Origin of the sequence: Dokdonia sp. 4H-3-7-5, assembly GCF_000212355.1 — a bacterium.
Taxonomy (GTDB): Bacteria; Bacteroidota; Bacteroidia; order Flavobacteriales; family Flavobacteriaceae; genus Dokdonia.
This window is the reverse complement of the sequence record NC_015496.1, coordinates 583,712-601,429: the sequence shown is the minus strand read 5'-3', so window position 1 is coordinate 601,429 and position 17,718 is coordinate 583,712. Positions and strand designations below refer to the sequence as shown.

Here is a 17,718-nt window from a genome sequence, read left to right as displayed (position 1 = left end):
TAGGTATGAGTAATCTGAAGATTATATATACAATATTGGTAGTTTTTTTCTTTGTCATGGGTAAAAGTATTGCGCAAGCTTCTTTACCAGAAGCGGGAAGTTTAGGTGCTCACATAAGCCTCTCGGTAGGTAAATATGTTCCTTTATCAAATCTTAAGACAGCATTTAATACGAGTCCTTATTTAGGTATTGTAGGAGGGATAAAGCTTGATGATAAGTGGCGTTTAGACCCATCACTCACTTTGTTTTTTCCTCAATCTAATGAACGTGTTTTTATTATTGCGAGTGATAGTCTCGTGTTGGGGCGAGTAAATACTTTAAGTGGTCATCTAGGAGGCTCTATAAACCGCGTGGAAAAAGTAGGTAGGCGTACATTTATAGAAGCACGAGTAGGAGCTGGTTTTAGTTTTTTGCAAACGGATACTAAGAAACAAGATGTGTCAGAAGATAGTAACGATAACTATTATGGAAGTGAGACAGTATTTTTAAATGCAGGATTGGGAGTTACAGTTTTTGCCTTTGAGCAAAGCTACGTGGGCCTAACGATGAATTATTACTTTACTCCTTATAATTTATTTTCTCAAAACTTCAACAGTTCTTTTGGTAACCAAGCTATAAGTATTGGAATTACATATGGATTATAAGTTTTATGAGAACTTTTTTGATGTCGTAAATAGATACTAGAGTTGGAATTTAATGTTCCCGATTTACTAAGCCTTATCATTTCTGATTTTGCTACTTGAAATCACGCTTTCGCGAAAGCGTAACTATAAAAAGCACAAGTAGTCATAATACATGTGAAAATATTATAGTTAATTAAAATTGGCTGGTATTAAAAAGATCTTAGGCATCCATTCCTTCAATCTTTTCTACAGTTTCTCTAAAGAGACCTAGAAGAAATTTCAATTTTCCAGCATCTCCTGAAGCACTGAATCTTTGGTTTTCAATTTTCACACCGTACCAATCATCTTTACTATTTTCATTAAGAATCCACGGAATGGTAATCATGGCTAGTGAAGTATTTGATACATCTATCTCTAGCTCCCATCCAGGATTATCTGATGTTGTGATCTGGATAGCCTCTCTTTGTTCCCATTCACCATCGCAATTTCCTTTAAACCAATCTTGTATCCAATCTATTATTTCCATGTTGTCTTTTGTAAGTAGTTATTGTTGTTAAGTTGTGCAGCGATAAGAGTGAGTAAATAGGTTTCTCTTACGATAGACATGCCTTGTTTGTCGCTAGTAGCTATAGTATGTTTGTTAAAAGCAATCGCTTTTTTTATGTCTATCCATACTGCTATCATGCCATTTCGTTTCTCGTAGTCTTCAAGGCTGGAATCTCCTAATACCCCATTAACGTCGCAGGTGTAACAATAAGAGATCATGTGCTGCACATCATAATCGGGCTTATACCAAGGTCTATATTCTTCATAAATCCCAAAAGGTTTTATGTTTTGTATTCCCGTAGCTCCAGTCTCTTCGTTGAGTTCTCTCATCATTCCAACAATCATATCTTCTCCTTCATCAAGACCACCACCGGGTAGGCTGTAATCCTCATATCGCTCTGTGTACATGAGCAAGATTCGGTTACCTTGTGTTGTAATACTTCTAGTGCTCAATCGCTGTATAATCGTTTTATTATCTAGCGTGGTGATATCAGGATGAAAATGGGTTTTTAAGTGTCGCACAAAAGGGATCTCAATGAACTTGCAAAAATAAGAACTGAATCCGATGCAATGGAGCTTTTAAGAAGTAAAATAACTTAACGCTAGAGAGTTTGTGAGGTATAAGATTGCAGCCGCTATTATTAACTTCAAATAAAAAGAGAGGCTTACTTAATGATAAGTAAACCTCTCCTTCTTAACATTAATAGGTTTGCACTACATCGCCGCTTTCTTATAATACTTTTTACGTAACCAGAAAGATACACGCACCAGTAGTATCAATGCAGGCACCTCTACTAGCGGACCAATAACGCCCGTAAATGCTTGTCCAGAATTAAGTCCAAATACGGCAATTGCTACGGCAATCGCAAGTTCAAAGTTATTTCCTGCTGCTGTAAAAGCAACAGCTGTTGTTTTGTCATAATCTGCTCCAGTTGCTTTGGTCACAAAGAATCCTATAATAAACATCAATGTGAAGTATATGAGCATTGGAATAGCGATAATAACAACATCCATCGGTATTTGAACAATGAGTTCGCCTTTAAGTGAGAACATCACAATGATGGTAAAAAGCAATGCAATTAAGGTCAATGGTGATATGGTAGGAATAAAGGTATTTGTGTACCAATGTTCTCCTTTTAGTTTAACTAAGATAAGTCGGCTTGCGATACCTAATAAAAAGGGTAGCCCTAAATAAATGGCTACACTCTCTGCTATGGTTGCAATAGAGATATCTATGATTGCACCTTCAAAACCAAAATAGGGTGGAAGCACCGTTATAAAAAGCCAAGCATAAAAACTATATGCAAATACTTGGAACACGCTGTTAAGAGCGACAAGTCCCGCACCATACTCGCTACTTCCTTCGGCGAGGTCATTCCATACTAATACCATCGCGATGCATCTTGCAAGACCTATTAAAATAAGCCCTACCATATATTCAGGATAGTCTCTCAGGAATGTAATCGCTAGCACAAACATCAATATTGGACCTACAATCCAGTTAAGTAATAGCGAAATAGACAATATCTTAGTGTTTTTAAACACCTTTGGTAACAAGGCATAATTCACTTTGGCAAGCGGCGGATACATCATTAATATTAATCCTATCGCAATGGGGATATTTGTAGTCCCGCTATTAAATGAGTTTATGACATCTGGAAAAGATGGAATAAAATACCCCAAGCCAACGCCCACAGCCATCGCCACAAAAATCCATAACGTAAGATTTCTGTCTAAAAAATTTAATTTCTTTGGTGCCATGTTATGCTTTTATTTGAGCGAATACAAATAGTAATTCGGTTGCGATTTGTAGGCTTCGTTCTTGGTATTTTTCTGCTTGTTGCGGAGTATTATCAAACGCTTTTGGGTCATCATAAGTAATAGGAAAACGTTTTTCTGCACCTGGTACAAAAGGACAACCTTCATCTGCTTGGGAGCAAGTCATGATTGCTCCAAACTTACTACTAGGGTTAAAATCATGATCCATTGTTTTTGAAAATCCGATTACTGGTTGCTCATTGCTTCCATATTTGATGCTGTACACTGGGTTATCAGATGGTGATATAACAGCTATTTGAAAACCGGCACCCACAAGTGTTTGTGCTGCCATAGGGAAAAGTGCTGTGGCTTCTGTGCCTCCAGAATAGCAGGAAACATTTGTTATATGAAAGTAGCTTGCCATTGCCTGCGCCCACACTTGTGATAGATGACTTCTACGTGAGTTGTGGGTACATATAAAATTTAATCTAATGGCTTCTTTGTTAGAAGTCTTAGCCTGAATATAATCTGCTAGTGGTTGCAAAGCTGCTTTACGTTCCTCAGATATCGAGGTTGTTGATAATCCTTCTATTGTTGTTACTATTTCTGGAAATAGTGCCGCTCTATTTATAGCCATGATGGAAATATTTATATGAATTTAATTAGCAACATCCGCTACCTGGTTCGCAAGAACTTCCTGCTGGTATATCAGCAAATTGTAGCTTGGTCTTTTCCTCAGGAATACCGCAGTTATCTTTTGCAAGGCAATCTGTTTGCTTGCTAGTTAGTAAAAAAGAAGTGCCATCAAAGTCAAGCCCAAATTTCCCTATCGTTTCTGCTTGGTACTCTACCTCAATCTCAAGATCTCCCATATGTAGGATCTTTTCAGAAAGTTGGATGATATCTAATAACTTTTCTGGGTGAAGTCTGTGATCATAATCATCTGCATTCCAAAGTTGGAAATTTGCCACCTTCTCATAACGTACCGTACCTCCGCAGTCAATAAAATTCTTAGTGACTTTTCCCACTTCTGTCACGTGAAAGTGATTAGGAACTAAAGAGCCATCTGGCAACTGGAAAGAAATTGTTTTTAACTCTTGTAAAGCTGTTTTAATTTGTGATAGTTTCATAATGCTATTTGTTTATTGCGATAATACGATTAATAAGAGTAATTTTTTTTTAGCAGCACTCTCCGCTACTCGTAAGGTCTTGGTCAAGAAAAGCTGCCATTACATTTTTCATGGCGGTCCAGTTTTCTTTGTCGATACAGTAGCACACACTTGTACCTTCTACATTTCCCTTAATGAGACCTAAATGTTTGAGTTCCTTTAAGTGTTGTGAGATGGTAGGTTGCGCAAGTCCTATTTCGGCAACAAGGTCTCCGCATACACAAGAATCTATTTTAAATAAATGCTGTAGTATGGATACCCTAGCTGGATGACCAAAAGCTTTGGCAAAAAGAGAAATCTCATTTTGCTCATCTGTAAACATCTCAGTTTTTGCTAATCCCATGATTGACTTAATTGTTGATTGCAATATTACGATTAATAGATGAGGTGTTATCTGATTGTGTGTTAATTTTTTAGTTGTTTCTTGCGGACATCTCCATTTATCCAAGTATAGATAAATGTTGTTTAGATTCTCTTTGCGGACATTTCTCTAAATCCCTCTTCGAAGAGGGACTTCTTATTTGTTTTGTGGGTTGCTCTTTGCTTTTGACAGAGCAAGGGGTCTTTGTTTTTATTCGTGTTAAGTTGTTATTGAGGTTCTCTTTGCGAACATCTCCCTAAATCCCTCTTCAAAGAGGGACTTTTTTTCTTGTATGGGTTGCATTTTGCTCTTGACAGAGCAAGGGTTCTTTGTTTTTATTTGTGGTAAGTTGTTATTAAGTTTCTCTTTACGGACATCTTCCTAAATCCCTCTTCAAAGAGGGACTTTTATTTGTTTTCTTATGAGTAGTAATTTTAGAGGTTACGCTTTCGCGAAAGCGTGATACACCAATGCTTGAGTACCATTTACCATAGCGATATTTTAATCCAACGTATCTGATGGGTTGCAGGTGAAGGATAGATGTTAGTACTTTGAGCTTTATAAGCGTTTTAAATGTCAAAAGATAATCTCTCGGTAAAATCAAAAAAACCATGGCCTACTAAAAAGGCGATGGAGCAGGTGTATGATTTGAACCTTTGGGGAGCTGGTGTTTCTGCTTTTTACTCTGGAGAAGGGTCCCACCACCCTGAGATTGTTGTTCCATATGTGGAGGCAGTCACGGAATTTCTTAGCTCTTTTAAAGAGCCACTTGTAGTATGTGATCTAGGCTGTGGGGATTTTAATATAGGTAGCAAGCTTGTTCCATACACGGAGAAATATACTGGTGTAGATATTGTTGCGTCGCTCATTGAGCACAATAAAGCTACGTTTAAAAATGAACGACTCAATTTTGAATGTATAGACATTGCTACTGAAGTACTTCCTAAGGGCGATTGCGCATTATTAAGACAGGTATTACAACATCTATCAAATCGTGAAATAGCGTGTGTTGTGGGTAAGTTGGCATCCTTTAAATATGTAATTCTCACAGAACATCTGCCTGATGGTGATTTTGAACCCAATCAAGATATCATTTCTGGCCAGGGAACTAGACTAAAAAAGAATAGCGGTGTCCAACTGCTAATGCAGCCTTTTAATATGAAGGTGTTGGAAGAACGAGAGCTGAGTGTCACCTATCCAAGTGATGGCAAAGGGCGAATTGTTACTACTCTTTATACAATGTTTTAATCCTTGTTTCTAAAGGATTTTCCGCGAGGGGCATTGTTTTTTTCAAGTACCACAGGAGAGTGTAAAAAAGCAGCTGCCTTTGAGGAGTCGGTTACTTTTGAGGCGGTGCGTTCTAGCATGCTTTTTTCAAAAGTGTTGAGTACGCTTTCTCTTAATCCTCTTTCTTGCCAGTTTGATCCCTGTTTACAGCCTGCCGAGATTGCTCTGGCTAGCGCCAGCGCATCAAGAAGTGCCTGATTTGCTCCTTGTCCTTTAAAAGGGCTCATAGGGTGCGCAGCATCGCCTAGCAAGGTGATTGCTCCAGCATTTTGCAAAGTTTCGGGTTCTAATAGTACTCTGTCGTAAGCAGGGTAACCAGAAATTAAGGCTTCTGGAGTCATTGCCATGATTTGTGGGATAGGGTCATGCCATTGCGTTCTCTTGATAGCCTCTTTTTTAAGTGCTGCGGGACCGGCAGTATTTAACGCCATTGCTTCTTGCTCTGATATGGGAAAGCTAAGCTGCCACATGATAGCATCCTTATCGTAAGGCATCATGTATATGCGCTCGTGACCATTTGCTGTTTGAAAAACCGTTGCTTGATCTAGTAGCGTACTTTTCACATCATTTAGTTCATCTAGTGAACAAATACCTAAAATCACCATGCAATCCAGGTATTGTAATGGCGACGTTTTCTCCTCTATGATTGTGTTACGAACTGCGCTGCGTATGCCGTCTGCGCCTACAATGAGATGGGCTTTTGTAGTTTTAATATGTCCATCTACTTGAAATGCTACAGCTACAGTTCCATCTTGAGCGCTGGTATGCCCCATATATTGATGTCCCCATTGTATATGTGGTGAGTCGCCCAGTTGTTCTAACAACGCAAGTCGCAATGACTGCCTGGCTATGTGAATATTTGTGCGCTTCGGGCTTGCATCATCATCTTCTTCCATCCATTTTCTCATGCCCCATTCCCCTACGACGGTTCCTTCTGGAGTATGAACGAGATGCCTAGTAGACACAATTCCCTCATCTAACTGAGTGAATCCAAAACCTTCGATTGCCTTGCTCGCTTGTTGCAAGGTGAGACCGTAGCCTTGTGAACGTGCGTCAAAACTTTTATCACGTTCATATAGTGTAAACGGAATCCCACGATGCAAGCAAGCCACCGCTAGCGCCACACCACCTATACCAGCACCTATAATTGCCACATGAGGATAGTGATCTGTATCTGGCGTAGGTGGAGATGGTGCTGGGATGATACCAGAGCCGTTGCATTCAGTGCATTTGCTTTGGTGCCTTTTTGGTCGAGTAGGAGCGGTACCCTTTTTATCTGATTCCTCATAAGCCGCAACCGCTCGCTGGTAAGCTAAGCGCACTTTCTTACGAAGTCGCTGACTTTTACTTCCCTGCCCATTACATGCGGTACAGGCGGCCCAACTTTGGTTTGTATGTGATGAGGTGTTCACTCGTTTGAGGTACTGTTTGCTTATTCTTTTGTTGGATAAGGTACTTATTTTAGTTGGTAAGGTGGCATTTTTAGAGCGCACCGAGCCGCTTAATTTCTAATTTGTATGACGGTGAAAGAGGTTTGATGTGGGTAATCACGCTTTCGCGAAAGCGTACTCATTCCCCATAAGCTCTTATGAAATCGATATGTAATAGTAGAAAACAGTTTATTATTCTAGCACTGAAGAGTCCTTATTTTTTTGGTAGTACCACACGATGAGTATAATAGTAATCACCTGAAAAATGATAGAAAATATGGAGCCCTCAAAACCGAAAAGGCCGCCATTAAGTAGGTTATTTTCTGTGATGCTAATTTCAATAAGATGATACGAATCAATGCCGCTCACGTTGAAACCAAACAAGGTCTGAAAAAGGTTCCAGCTCAAATGCAGCGCAATAGGGAACCATAAATTCTTTGTGTACACATAAGAGATTCCTAGCAAAATGCCGGCAAGGAATAAGTTGGCTAGCGCAAACATATCTACATTGGGATTTGCTGCGTGAAGCAGTGAAAACAGCAGCGCCGATACAATAAGAGCGATGTACTTATTAAAAGAAATCATCAGGTTGCGTAGTACGTAACCGCGCAGCAGTGCCTCTTCCAATATCGCAATATTTACAAACGTGAGGATGGCATACAGTAGCTGTGTAGCATCCCAATGGAAGCCCTTAAATTGAATTTCGCTTAGTGATAACATGATAAGACAACCCAGCGCCATGATTACCGCACCTATGAGTAGACCAGCGATAATGTCTTTCTTCCTATTTTTTAGCGCAAAACCTAACTCAATAAATGGTTTTCTATCCACAAATTTTATAAAAATCCATATCACAGTAAGTGTTCCTATTAAGGAGAATATGGTGCCTACAAATAACTGGAAAGGAGACTTCTGTGTAGGAAGCTCATTATAATCTATGCCAATAACATAGTAGCCTATAAGCTGAAATATACCAACAATAAATAGGTAAGGAAGGATAATGGCAAGTACCCGTATCCAGCCTTCGTGCTTGTTTATGGGTGGTTGAGGTGTGGTGTTTTGAGGCATTTAGTTATTGATTGATGATGTTGTGCTTTAGTTTCTCGAATGCAGGCCATTTTGAGCCTACACTGGGATATACAAGGTGTACTCTTTTAAATGTATCATCGTCCTCTTTGTTATCGTTGGTTTTCTTGAAATCTAGAGTTGCTTTATAGGTGTTTCCTGCATGATAAGGAATATAATAAGCAAAGCTCTTTGTCAATAATTGATTTAAATAATCTTGAAAAAGAGGTACAGTAGCTTCTTTAACTAAGTAGGACTGTGCATCTAATTTTGCTGCGGTATTTCCACTACAATTATTATCAAAAACGGTGATGATGGCCGTTAGTTTTTTGTCAATTCGTGTAAGTTCGATAGTTTCTTCGTGTCCACCAAATTCTCCACAATCATCAAAATAACCAGAAAGAATTAATACATAATTATCAGATATTGAGCCGAAAGGATGTTGTTCTAGGTATTTCGAATATTCACTCTTTTGATATTTTCTTTGAGAGAAGCTTTGAAGGCTTACAAGTAAAGTGAATATGATAAGGAGATGTTTTTTCAATTGATAGTTTTTTAAATGCTTATTATTTTACAATATTGGTTTGCGCATTGATGTATTTCCATTAGATTTTCTCCCTGTTTTATGACAATATTTTTCTGGAAAATCTTTATTGCCATACTCGTTCCAAATTTTCCATGAGTCTTTATTCATCGGCTGTTTTGGGTTGAATTTTATTCTTTTACCAGATCTAATGCAAAAACCATATTCATCACTTTGTTGTATTTCTCTTTCTGGTCTTACATATGTTTTTGAACCTAATTCTAGTTCTTCAGGAAAATCTGTTAATTTTTTATATTCGAACTTTTGATTTTTGAAAAAACCATAAAACTTTTCAGTTGAGTCAAATAAGACATCTGATTTTATATAGTTTTTTCCTAAACTTATAATTATTTTTTTAGTCTCAAAAACAGGTCTTTTAATAAATACCACCTCTCCGCTTTCAGCGATATTCATACACTCTTCCCAAGCATCATTATCAGCAGAGGTTTTAAATCTGTCCAAGAGGCTTTGTTGTGAGTAAACTCCAAATTCAATATTATTCTTAAATGAATAATCATAAAGATTAATAGAGGTAATTACTCCTTGATGCTCGTTTCCGTAATATTTAGCGTGTAAGTTCGGAACGTAGATTATACTAACATTTAAAAACTTTTTGAAATAGTCGAAATCAGCTTTACTCATACTTTTTCGTACTGCTTTTTCATTCTTTCCAAAAACTAAAGTCAAATGTATTTTTGGATTGTTTTCGTGTTTATCAAAAAGTTCTTTAAAATAATCATCAAGTTTTATAAATGGGGAAACAATAAGTAATTCACTTTCGGTTTCCCATATAGTATTGTAAATGGCTTCTTCTAATTCTTTGCCAGTGATAAATTTACCCATTGATAATATTCTTTTGCGTTTGTTTTTTTTTAGTGAAGTTGAAAATAATTAACTAAAGTTTTAAGTTAATCCTGACCATCTCATACGCTAACCACGTATGGATGCATCTGTTAATTTATTTTTACTACTTAAATTTGCTATAATTTCATGTTGCCAAAATAAATCTCCATCATCAAATATAAGCTCACAACTTATATCTTCAAAAAAGGAAATTGATTTGAGCGTTATTGCTGTGATAAATTGTTCTTTGGTTAGTTTAGCTTGGTTTTCTTCTAACCAACTATCGTTTTTTAAATCAAGTAGTTTTTTCGCAATGCGACTATTTATTTTGTGTTCGTTTTGTGCAATCCATTGTAGCTTTGAGTTTATTTGATTGACAAATTTTTCTTCACTAATTGTAATTTCTGTTGGGTCAAAACGTATTTCTACATCCTTTCCAAATATTGCAACAATGGCTGTTTTAGTAATTAAAACTGCTTTTCTAAGACGTGATTCTTCTTTATCTACCTGAGGAAACTTATCAAAAAAGTCACCGCTAAAACTTACAGACTCAACTTCGTACTCGTCTTTCTCTGTGGTGAAATCTTCTATAGATAACTTAAAATTCCCTTTGTTTTTGAATCTTGAAAATAGTCTCATATGTTTTTTGTGAGCTGACTTATTTGAAACAAAAAATTAACTCCTTCAACTACCAACTACCAACTACCAACTACCAACTACCAACTACCAACTACCAACTACTTAGGCATAAACCTAGATGGATCCTCCTTTTCTTTACGGATACGTTCTTTCTCAAGGGCGCGTAGGCGTTCTTCTTCTGGTGAGATTTCTGGAACTGGCGCTGCTGCTGTTTTCTTTGTGCGAGTTTTAATGCTTTGAGCAGCTGTTTTAGTTTCGCTATTAGGGTCTTTTGGTGTCTTTGTACTTTTTATGGTAGCTATTAAGGAGATTAATAATATGATGGCGAGCACTCCCCAAACAATCCCTATGAGTAGCTCAGAAATGGAGCTTCCTTTTTCCTTTTCTCTTGCGATGGCTTCATAAGGATCTGCAGCGATAATGCTAGGGTCATCGCTTAGGTAGTAGATGTTGAGTTGATTAGTGTTAGGTATAGCGTTGAGCGTGATTTTACCAGTGTAAGATTGACCATTAAGATCAAATCTATAGTCAAACTTATACAGTTTAACCACACTTGCCACTGTGGACTCTGTGTACTCATTTGATAAGCTTGCAGTGACCACAGTGTTCTCACTAATCATTTGTTCTAGTTCGCTTATTTTATACTCATCACCACCATGTATATAGTCTGTGACGCAGGTCTTGGCGAGTACAACAAACAAAATCATAAACACGATTCTGTATAAGAAGGATTTTGATTTTTCAAACATGTGGTGGTGGGTTTGGGTTTTGTTTAGGAGGGTTTGTTTTAACTCAGTTTTTAATTTTTTCTCTACTATGTAATTCTATCTATACATTTTCAAAAAATTTTACAGCATACTTACAGTATTCTATAATCAATTCCTTATCAGTATCGAACTCCTTTCGTTTCCCTAAATAATTATGAGAAGTCGAAGTGATTTCTTTTCCATCACTCAATTCTTTGTATGAAATACACTTAATATGTTTTTTAGTAACAAGGACAAAAAGTGCATTCTCAAATGGATAATCTCCATATTTAGCAATATCCTTTAATCTTAGTTCTCCACTAGCTCGATATTTAACTTCAATAAAATGAGCTTGATTATCTTTGAACACTACAAAATCAGGCATTTGTCTTATGTTTTTCGACACATCTCCTCTAACACCTTTTAATAGGTCTTTAATTCCTGGAATCGAATTTTCCATTCCATAACTAAATACTTGAAATCCAAGTGAGCGAAATAATTCTTCAACAATAGTTTCCGCAATTCGACCTTTTATAACTCCTGAAATCCAAGGATTTTCCTTTGATTTATTTTCTGATGTTTTAATTTTCTCTTTTTTTGGTTCTTTTTCTTCAACTAATAATTCTTTTGATTTCCCGTCTTTTTTGTAGCACGAAAAACATAGTCCACCATTAAATTTTGTGTATTCTCCACAAGTTATACACTCAGCCATATTTTTTGTTTATTTTTTTTGATTCCGAAAATTTACTCTTGCATTGAAGCCAACGTCTCTTATATAAAAAGTAGCGCTAAAAACAAGATCTTAGAACAATCCTTTTCCATCATAGCATCAGGAAGACCTTATGATGAAAACTATAGATCAGGAGTAGCTTAAAGAGGCTTGTTTTAAACTTAGTTCTTTGTTATGGTTAGTATTTTTTTAGTCTAATTATGAATTCATTACTTGCGAATTTGAAACCATTCAAGTTTTCTATTTGCTTTCCAGCTTTTACTTCAATGGAAAAGTCATTTAATTCTAGCATTTGCTTAATTCTCCACATTCCAATTCCTTCTCCATCTTTTGATGTCTTTTTTGCTTCAATACCAGAGAATCCTTCAATAAAAAGTTTGTCATATTCACTTTCTTCAATGAATAAACTTGACATTTTAAAATGGACAAAAATGTTTTCTTGAATTTCATTAAAGACTATTTCAATCGTAGATTTTGGTCTAACGTATTTTGAAGCATTTTCAATTAAATGATAAAGAGCGACCTGTAATGATTCATAATCACAATTAATTGAACTTCTGCATTCGCCAACATTAACGTAAACTTCTTTGTCTGAAAAATCTATAAAAAATGAATGCAAAACATTCATTAGTACTTTGTGAATTGGATGTTTTCTTTTCTCTAAAGTAGGATTTGCTCTATCAAGTTTTCTGTAAATAGAAAATTCAGATTTCATATGAATATTATGTTTAGCTAACCTCAAAAACATTAAAGCGGTGTCTTTTGGATTACTTTTAACTATTTCAGATATCTTAGGTATTTGTGTATTAAAGTCAGAAGTAAGTATTTCTTGTGGTACTAAATCGTAGATTTCTTGAATATTTTTTGCGTTAATTGTAGTTAAGTTGTGTACTAAACGATTTACTCGCTTTTGTTCCTTGAGTTTTAAGTTTGTTTGTATGGTCTCAATGGGTAGAATTAAATCATAATAAGCATATGACAAAGCTTCTAATTTCCCTTTAAACAATTTTGTGGTTTTTGTACTTGCACAACAAAGAAAAGTAGTTCCGTTTTTGTTAGAGATTTTCCCATTACGTCTTTTGGTTTTGTATAAGGGACATTCCATTAACCTTCCTTCGTGGTCAGTTTTAGAATAACAGTTCTGGCATTCATCTGTTAAGTTTGAAGCTATATTTTTTTCTTTGATATCGTTAACAGAAAAATGTTTTATTGACATAAGGTTTCGATTAAATTAACAAATTGATAAGGTTCTGCGTCTTTTGACAAACAATCATCTACCTCGCGCAATGCTTTATGAAATCTGTCTCCTTTTGTTTCTGAAGAGTAAATAACAATTTTCTTTTGTGGATATTTTTTCTTCAATGCAGAAGCTAATCCCAGACCTTGGTCTTCGAATAATGTCCTTCCTACACCATTTATGTCAACGAATATTATATCTGCTTCTTTGGCTTTATAATCATCTAAATCTGTAATATCTTTAATTGATTTAGTGTTTCTCCAACCTGCTTTTTTTAAAATAGAAACCATCTTGAATTTTGTGTGTTCGTCATCTACAAACAAAATTCTAATCTTATTCTTCGATTCATTATTTCCATTTTCTTGTTTTTCTTCTGTCCCATTGCTTACAAGATTATTATGTATCGTTATTGAATTTTTGTTTACGTTTTTATTTTCTTCTTTAGGTTTAGACTCTTTATTTTTAAAAACAAACTTATCCAGTATAAAAAATAGTGCAGTCACTCCAATTCCTCCGAATAGCCATTCGTAATTACTTTTCAAAAATTCAATCATATTTGTTTAATGTTAGTTAATTTCTTGGTCGGTTATCATATTAACCACAACGGTTGTTTATATGGCTCGTAGCGTGAATATTAGCGATTATTTTAAGATTAAGCGCAAGCCATATTTTTAAATTTGTTATTCATCTTTTTTATTGAAAAGTCGTCAAAACTATAAATCTGGTGATTTCCCAAAAATGTCCAATTGTTAATATTATCAACGACTTGCGCTATTTTTTATATGTATTATTGCAGTGATTAGTTTAGCTCACTTTTTTCTATTTCCTTTATAGATAGTCCTTCGTCATTTTTCCAAACATTTCTTCCATTCACAGAATATCCAAGTATTACTGCAGCTGCAGCTGAAGCACTTGAAAACAGATAATTTCTTGCAAAATATAAATCTCCGTTTGTTTTTGATTGAATTACGTTTTCTGCAATTAGAGAGTCCCTTAGGTTTCCATATCCATAATTTTTTGTTGGATTTTTAGAAACATTTGAATTTTCAAAAACTACAAGTCCTTCGTTTGTTTGTATTGCATTAGCTTCAATTCCGCTTACTACTAAATTTAATTCTAAATCTTCAGATGGATTTGCCACTAGATTGTTGTCCTTAGTTGTTTTTTGTGTATTACTAGTATCAGGTATATTTCTGAATGCAATAGGGTTTTCCAAAAACTTATGACCTAGGGTTCCTGTAAGAACTCTAATATTGGATAAAAACTCTTCCATAGCATCTCTGTCAGGAAGAGGAAGGGAGCTTAATGTTGGGTTATTGCCGTTTTTTAGTCCATATCTTTTTGTTTCGTTCGCTATTTGAACAATTCTACTCTCAAGATATTTTATATGGGACTTTGTGAGGTTATCATCTTTACTGGTAAATAGAATTACTTCATTCCAAAAATCTTTTTTAGAATCGTGATTTTTTAATCTATCCCAAACATTCTCAGCTTCTCCGACATAAACTATTTGTTTAGAAGTATCTTGTTCATATCCAATTAAGAAATAAACACCTTGCGTATTTATCTCTTTAGAAAAGTGTTTATTCAAGTCTGATATTTTCGTTCTCGGACAAGAAAGTGCTTGAATTGTCTGATTAACAACTTCAGCAAATTTGATTCCGGTAACGCTGCCCTCCTTTAAATAAATTCTAATGCTTTTTCCTAATGTCATTTGTTTCGATTAATTATTGGCAACTTGTATATAAGCTATTCAGGCTGCTCCATTCCTACAAAATAGGGATAGCGATAATAAATTCTGCTCAAAGCACTACATCTAACATTTAGCCATAAAAACAACTAAACCACAGCACCTCAAATCATCAGCCTACTAAAATACACTACTAGAACCAATCTCCTTTACGTATTTCCTCATTATGACTATATTTTTACAAGTTATTTTTAATGATGCCTTGGGAAGTGTTGTGTTTGCTCACATTTTCGCGAAAGCGTAGCACAAAAAAATCGGCTACCCTGTGAAGGATAACCGATTTTCTATTATTGATTAGTGTAAGTGTTTAAAGACTTACAGCTATATGAGAATTAATCTCTCTTACGATCATCACGTCTGTTATCGCGACCACCACGGTTGTCACGACCACCACGATCATTGCTGCGCTCTCTAGGAGCTGGTGGAGTGTAACCCTCTGGCTTGTCTAATAACGCCTTGCGAGATACTTTCTCCTTACGTGTGCGCTTGTCTATACCGAAGTATTTTACGTCAAGCTCGTCACCCATAGAAACTACGTCAGACGCATTTTCTGTACGTTCCCAAGCAAGCTCAGATACGTGAAGAAGTACTTCGTTACCTGGAGCGTCAAGATATTCTACTACGGCACCAAAGTCTAGCATCTTGATTACCTTCACCTTGTACGTATTACCTACGACTGGCTTAAATGTAATAGAGTCTATCTTTGCAAGTACGGCGTTGATACCTTCTTGTCCTGTTCCTAAGATTTCTACGATACCTTCTTCTGTTACAGGATCTTCGTTTATCACGATGGTAGTTCCAGTTTCTTTTTGAAGTTCTTGTATTACTTTTCCTCCTGGGCCTATTAACGCACCAATGAATTCGTTAGGAATACGTACACCTACCATTTTAGGAGCGTATTCTTTTACGTCCTCACGTGGAGCTGCAATTGTTTCTGTAATCTTATCAAGGATATGTAAACGACCTGCACGTGCTTGTTGTAATGCATTTACAAGAATTTCGTATGACAATCCTTTTACTTTAATGTCCATCTGGCAAGCCGTAATACCGTCTGCCGTTCCTGTTACTTTAAAGTCCATGTCTCCTAAGTGATCTTCATCTCCAAGGATATCAGAAAGTACTGCATACTTTCCAGAAGCACCATCAGATATAAGACCCATTGCGATACCAGAAACTGGCTTCGTCATCTGGATACCTGCATCCATCATTGCCATAGTACCTGCACAAACAGTTGCCATAGATGAAGAACCGTTTGATTCTAACACCTCAGACACTACACGTACTGTATAAGGACAATCTGCTGGGATCATTCCTTTAAGACCGCGTTGTGCAAGGTTACCGTGACCTACCTCACGACGTGAAGTACCACGTATAGGTCTTGCCTCACCTGTACAGAAAGGAGGGAAGTTATAGTGAAGGTAGAAGTTTTCTTCTCCTTCATGTGATGGCATATCTATTTTATTTGCATCTCTAGACGTACCTAGTGTTACGGTAGCAAGTGCCTGAGTTTCTCCACGTGTGAAGATTGCAGATCCGTGTACAGATGGTAAGTAATCTACCTCACTCCAGATAGGGCGTATCTCTGTAGTCTTACGACCATCAAGACGAAGTCCTTCATTAAGTGTAAGATCACGTATTGCAGCCTTTTCGGCAGCACGGTAATACTTAGATACAAGATCACCAAAGTCTTCAAGTTCTTCCTCAGAAAAACTTGCTTTGATTTCTTCTTTAATTTCTTTAAAAGCAGCGCTACGCTCATGTTTTGCAGATCCGGCTTGTGCGATTGCATATACCTTATCATACGCCATGTCGTGTACCTTTTGCTTAAGGTCTGCATCTTTTCTTTCGGCTGGGTACTCACGTACTTCTTTTTTACCAAAAGCTTCTGCAAGACGAAGCTGTGCAGCACACTGTACTTTAATGTGATCGTGAGCAAATTTAATTGCGTCTGCCATTTCTTCTTCAGAAATTTCATCCATCTCACCTTCTACCATCATTACAGAATCTGCCGATGCTCCAATCATCATATCGATGTCAGACTCTTCTAGCTGAGCTCTTGTAGGGTTAATGATAAACTCACCGTTTACACGTCCTACTCTAGCCTCAGAGATAGCACACTCAAATGGGAAGTCAGATAATTGGATAGCAGCACTTGCTGCAAGACCTGCCATTGCATCTGGCATAACGTCATCATCATGAGACATTAACTGGATCATCACCTGAGTTTCAGAGTGGTAATCTTTTGGGAATAATGGACGTAGTACACGATCCACAAGACGCATTGTTAATACTTCACCGTCAGATGGACGAGCTTCTCTTTTAAAGAAACCACCTGGGTAACGACCTGCTGCTGCAAACTTCTCACGGTAATCTACCGTAAGTGGTAAGAAGTCAAGATCTTTTGCTTCGTAGTTTGATACTACAGTACAAAGCAACATACACTTTCCAGACTGTACTACTACAGATCCGTGTGCTTGCTTTGCAAGTTTTCCTGTTTCGATAGAGATTTCTCTTCCATCACCAAGGTCAATGACCTCTTTGTAAACCTTTGGAATCATAAAATTTGTTTTTCACCTCGATCTATGTCGAGATATTCCCACGTGCAAAGGATTATTGTAATCCCGCTTTCGCGAAAATTGTTAATGGTAGAATACCCTTCGTGGGTATTCCATGTGTCGTTGCGTTGTGTAGTTGATGTATCTGCAAAAAGATACGGGATGATTAAAGGGTAGTTACTTCCCAAAAATCTGACACCAATGAAAAACTAGCTGTGAAAGCTTTCTCTGCCGTTTTGTTATGATGTGTAATCATACAAAAGGACTTATGTAATATGTTTTACCTTGAGGCAAAAATCTGAAAATTTTAGTAACTAACCATTACAGTTTAGTAGTACTGTATTTTCAGAATGTGATCCGTTTTGAAATTTCGCGAAAGCGTATCTCTCAAAACAT

At 36.6% G+C, this 17,718-nt stretch carries 19 protein-coding genes; 2 read left to right on the top strand and 17 right to left on the bottom strand.

The annotated features are described in order from the left end of the window. Positions 1–5: 5 nt before the first annotated feature. Positions 6–644, top strand: a complete 639-nt coding sequence (locus tag KRODI_RS02630; RefSeq protein WP_013750023.1) for a hypothetical protein — start codon at positions 6–8, stop codon at positions 642–644. 199 nt (positions 645–843) lie between these two features. Here KRODI_RS02630 and KRODI_RS02625 read toward each other — a convergent pair whose 3' ends face one another. From KRODI_RS02625 to KRODI_RS02600, 6 genes are all read right to left on the bottom strand, one after another. Next, positions 844–1,149: an immunity 53 family protein gene (locus KRODI_RS02625; RefSeq protein WP_013750022.1), complete on the bottom strand. Its 306-nt coding sequence runs from the start codon at positions 1,147–1,149 to the stop codon at positions 844–846. Next, positions 1,140–1,691, bottom strand: coding sequence for an NUDIX hydrolase (locus KRODI_RS02620; RefSeq protein ID WP_013750021.1), 552 nt, complete (start codon positions 1,689–1,691; stop codon positions 1,140–1,142). The genes KRODI_RS02625 and KRODI_RS02620 overlap by 10 nt, the downstream gene beginning before the upstream one ends. Before the next feature lie 192 nt (positions 1,692–1,883). Continuing rightward, positions 1,884–2,930, bottom strand: coding sequence for an ACR3 family arsenite efflux transporter (gene arsB, locus KRODI_RS02615; protein WP_013750020.1), 1,047 nt, complete (start codon positions 2,928–2,930; stop codon positions 1,884–1,886). 1 nt (position 2,931) lies between these two features. Then, positions 2,932–3,564, bottom strand: coding sequence for a low molecular weight phosphatase family protein (locus KRODI_RS02610; RefSeq protein WP_013750019.1), 633 nt, complete (start codon positions 3,562–3,564; stop codon positions 2,932–2,934). 25 nt (positions 3,565–3,589) lie between these two features. After that, the gene (locus tag KRODI_RS02605; RefSeq protein ID WP_013750018.1) at positions 3,590–4,057 is read right to left on the bottom strand and encodes a DUF6428 family protein; all 468 of its coding nucleotides are present in this window, start codon (positions 4,055–4,057) and stop codon (positions 3,590–3,592) included. Positions 4,058–4,106: 49 nt separating this feature from the next. Next, positions 4,107–4,439 carry an ArsR/SmtB family transcription factor gene (locus tag KRODI_RS02600; RefSeq protein WP_013750017.1) on the bottom strand — a complete coding sequence of 111 codons (333 nt, stop codon included), beginning with the start codon at positions 4,437–4,439 and terminating at the stop codon, positions 4,107–4,109. Positions 4,440–5,030: 591 nt separating this feature from the next. On the opposite strand from KRODI_RS02600, the gene KRODI_RS02595 reads away from it, so the two are divergent. Continuing rightward, the gene (locus tag KRODI_RS02595) at positions 5,031–5,705 is read left to right on the top strand and encodes a class I SAM-dependent methyltransferase (protein ID WP_013750016.1); all 675 of its coding nucleotides are present in this window, start codon (positions 5,031–5,033) and stop codon (positions 5,703–5,705) included. Here KRODI_RS02595 and KRODI_RS02590 read toward each other — a convergent pair. The 11 genes from KRODI_RS02590 to KRODI_RS02540 form a co-directional block, all read right to left on the bottom strand. After that, positions 5,702–7,156 (bottom strand): FAD-dependent oxidoreductase, encoded by a 1,455-nt coding sequence (locus KRODI_RS02590; protein ID WP_041295598.1) that lies wholly within the window; start codon positions 7,154–7,156, stop codon positions 5,702–5,704. The genes KRODI_RS02595 and KRODI_RS02590 overlap by 4 nt on opposite strands. 210 nt (positions 7,157–7,366) lie before the next feature. Then, positions 7,367–8,242, bottom strand: coding sequence for a CPBP family intramembrane glutamic endopeptidase (locus KRODI_RS02585; protein WP_013750014.1), 876 nt, complete (start codon positions 8,240–8,242; stop codon positions 7,367–7,369). A 4-nt stretch (positions 8,243–8,246) separates the two neighbouring features. Next, positions 8,247–8,783: a hypothetical protein gene (locus KRODI_RS02580; protein ID WP_013750013.1), complete on the bottom strand. Its 537-nt coding sequence runs from the start codon at positions 8,781–8,783 to the stop codon at positions 8,247–8,249. 27 nt (positions 8,784–8,810) lie between these two features. Next, a complete protein-coding gene (locus KRODI_RS02575; protein ID WP_013750012.1) occupies positions 8,811–9,665 on the bottom strand; it encodes a phospholipase D family protein in 855 nt (284 codons plus the stop codon). A gap of 87 nt (positions 9,666–9,752) precedes the next feature. Next, positions 9,753–10,304 carry a DUF2262 domain-containing protein gene (locus KRODI_RS02570; RefSeq protein ID WP_013750011.1) on the bottom strand — a complete coding sequence of 184 codons (552 nt, stop codon included), beginning with the start codon at positions 10,302–10,304 and terminating at the stop codon, positions 9,753–9,755. 98 nt (positions 10,305–10,402) lie between these two features. Continuing rightward, the gene (locus tag KRODI_RS02565) at positions 10,403–11,053 is read right to left on the bottom strand and encodes a hypothetical protein (protein ID WP_013750010.1); all 651 of its coding nucleotides are present in this window, start codon (positions 11,051–11,053) and stop codon (positions 10,403–10,405) included. 79 nt (positions 11,054–11,132) lie between these two features. After that, the gene (locus KRODI_RS02560) at positions 11,133–11,762 is read right to left on the bottom strand and encodes a hypothetical protein (protein ID WP_013750009.1); all 630 of its coding nucleotides are present in this window, start codon (positions 11,760–11,762) and stop codon (positions 11,133–11,135) included. A 196-nt stretch (positions 11,763–11,958) separates the two neighbouring features. Further along, a complete protein-coding gene (locus KRODI_RS02555) occupies positions 11,959–12,996 on the bottom strand; it encodes an ATP-binding protein (protein ID WP_013750008.1) in 1,038 nt (345 codons plus the stop codon). Further along, positions 12,987–13,571 (bottom strand): response regulator, encoded by a 585-nt coding sequence (locus KRODI_RS02550; RefSeq protein ID WP_013750007.1) that lies wholly within the window; start codon positions 13,569–13,571, stop codon positions 12,987–12,989. Before KRODI_RS02550 ends, KRODI_RS02555 begins: the two co-directional genes overlap by 10 nt. A 245-nt stretch (positions 13,572–13,816) precedes the next feature. Then, positions 13,817–14,731: a GIY-YIG nuclease family protein gene (locus tag KRODI_RS02545; RefSeq protein WP_013750006.1), complete on the bottom strand. Its 915-nt coding sequence runs from the start codon at positions 14,729–14,731 to the stop codon at positions 13,817–13,819. A gap of 368 nt (positions 14,732–15,099) precedes the next feature. Then, positions 15,100–17,325, bottom strand: coding sequence for a polyribonucleotide nucleotidyltransferase (locus tag KRODI_RS02540; RefSeq protein WP_013750005.1), 2,226 nt, complete (start codon positions 17,323–17,325; stop codon positions 15,100–15,102). Positions 17,326–17,718 lie beyond the last annotated feature (393 nt).

What these genes read in the sequence shown, in the direction of transcription:
- KRODI_RS02630 (WP_013750023.1), top strand. Translation starts at nt 6, where the DNA reads ATGAGTAATCTGAAGATTATATATACAATATTGGTAGTTTTTTTCTTT.
- KRODI_RS02610 (WP_013750019.1), bottom strand. Translation starts at nt 3,564, where the DNA reads ATGGCTATAAATAGAGCGGCACTATTTCCAGAAATAGTAACAACAATA.
- KRODI_RS02625 (WP_013750022.1), bottom strand. Translation starts at nt 1,149, where the DNA reads ATGGAAATAATAGATTGGATACAAGATTGGTTTAAAGGAAATTGCGAT.
- arsB (WP_013750020.1), bottom strand. Translation starts at nt 2,930, where the DNA reads ATGGCACCAAAGAAATTAAATTTTTTAGACAGAAATCTTACGTTATGG.
- KRODI_RS02545 (WP_013750006.1), bottom strand. Translation starts at nt 14,731, where the DNA reads ATGACATTAGGAAAAAGCATTAGAATTTATTTAAAGGAGGGCAGCGTT.
- KRODI_RS02605 (WP_013750018.1), bottom strand. Translation starts at nt 4,057, where the DNA reads ATGAAACTATCACAAATTAAAACAGCTTTACAAGAGTTAAAAACAATT.
- KRODI_RS02595 (WP_013750016.1), top strand. Translation starts at nt 5,031, where the DNA reads ATGTCAAAAGATAATCTCTCGGTAAAATCAAAAAAACCATGGCCTACT.
- KRODI_RS02575 (WP_013750012.1), bottom strand. Translation starts at nt 9,665, where the DNA reads ATGGGTAAATTTATCACTGGCAAAGAATTAGAAGAAGCCATTTACAAT.
- KRODI_RS02550 (WP_013750007.1), bottom strand. Translation starts at nt 13,571, where the DNA reads ATGATTGAATTTTTGAAAAGTAATTACGAATGGCTATTCGGAGGAATT.
- KRODI_RS02555 (WP_013750008.1), bottom strand. Translation starts at nt 12,996, where the DNA reads ATGTCAATAAAACATTTTTCTGTTAACGATATCAAAGAAAAAAATATA.
- KRODI_RS02560 (WP_013750009.1), bottom strand. Translation starts at nt 11,762, where the DNA reads ATGGCTGAGTGTATAACTTGTGGAGAATACACAAAATTTAATGGTGGA.
- KRODI_RS02600 (WP_013750017.1), bottom strand. Translation starts at nt 4,439, where the DNA reads ATGGGATTAGCAAAAACTGAGATGTTTACAGATGAGCAAAATGAGATT.
- KRODI_RS02585 (WP_013750014.1), bottom strand. Translation starts at nt 8,242, where the DNA reads ATGCCTCAAAACACCACACCTCAACCACCCATAAACAAGCACGAAGGC.
- KRODI_RS02565 (WP_013750010.1), bottom strand. Translation starts at nt 11,053, where the DNA reads ATGTTTGAAAAATCAAAATCCTTCTTATACAGAATCGTGTTTATGATT.
- KRODI_RS02540 (WP_013750005.1), bottom strand. Translation starts at nt 17,325, where the DNA reads ATGATTCCAAAGGTTTACAAAGAGGTCATTGACCTTGGTGATGGAAGA.
- KRODI_RS02570 (WP_013750011.1), bottom strand. Translation starts at nt 10,304, where the DNA reads ATGAGACTATTTTCAAGATTCAAAAACAAAGGGAATTTTAAGTTATCT.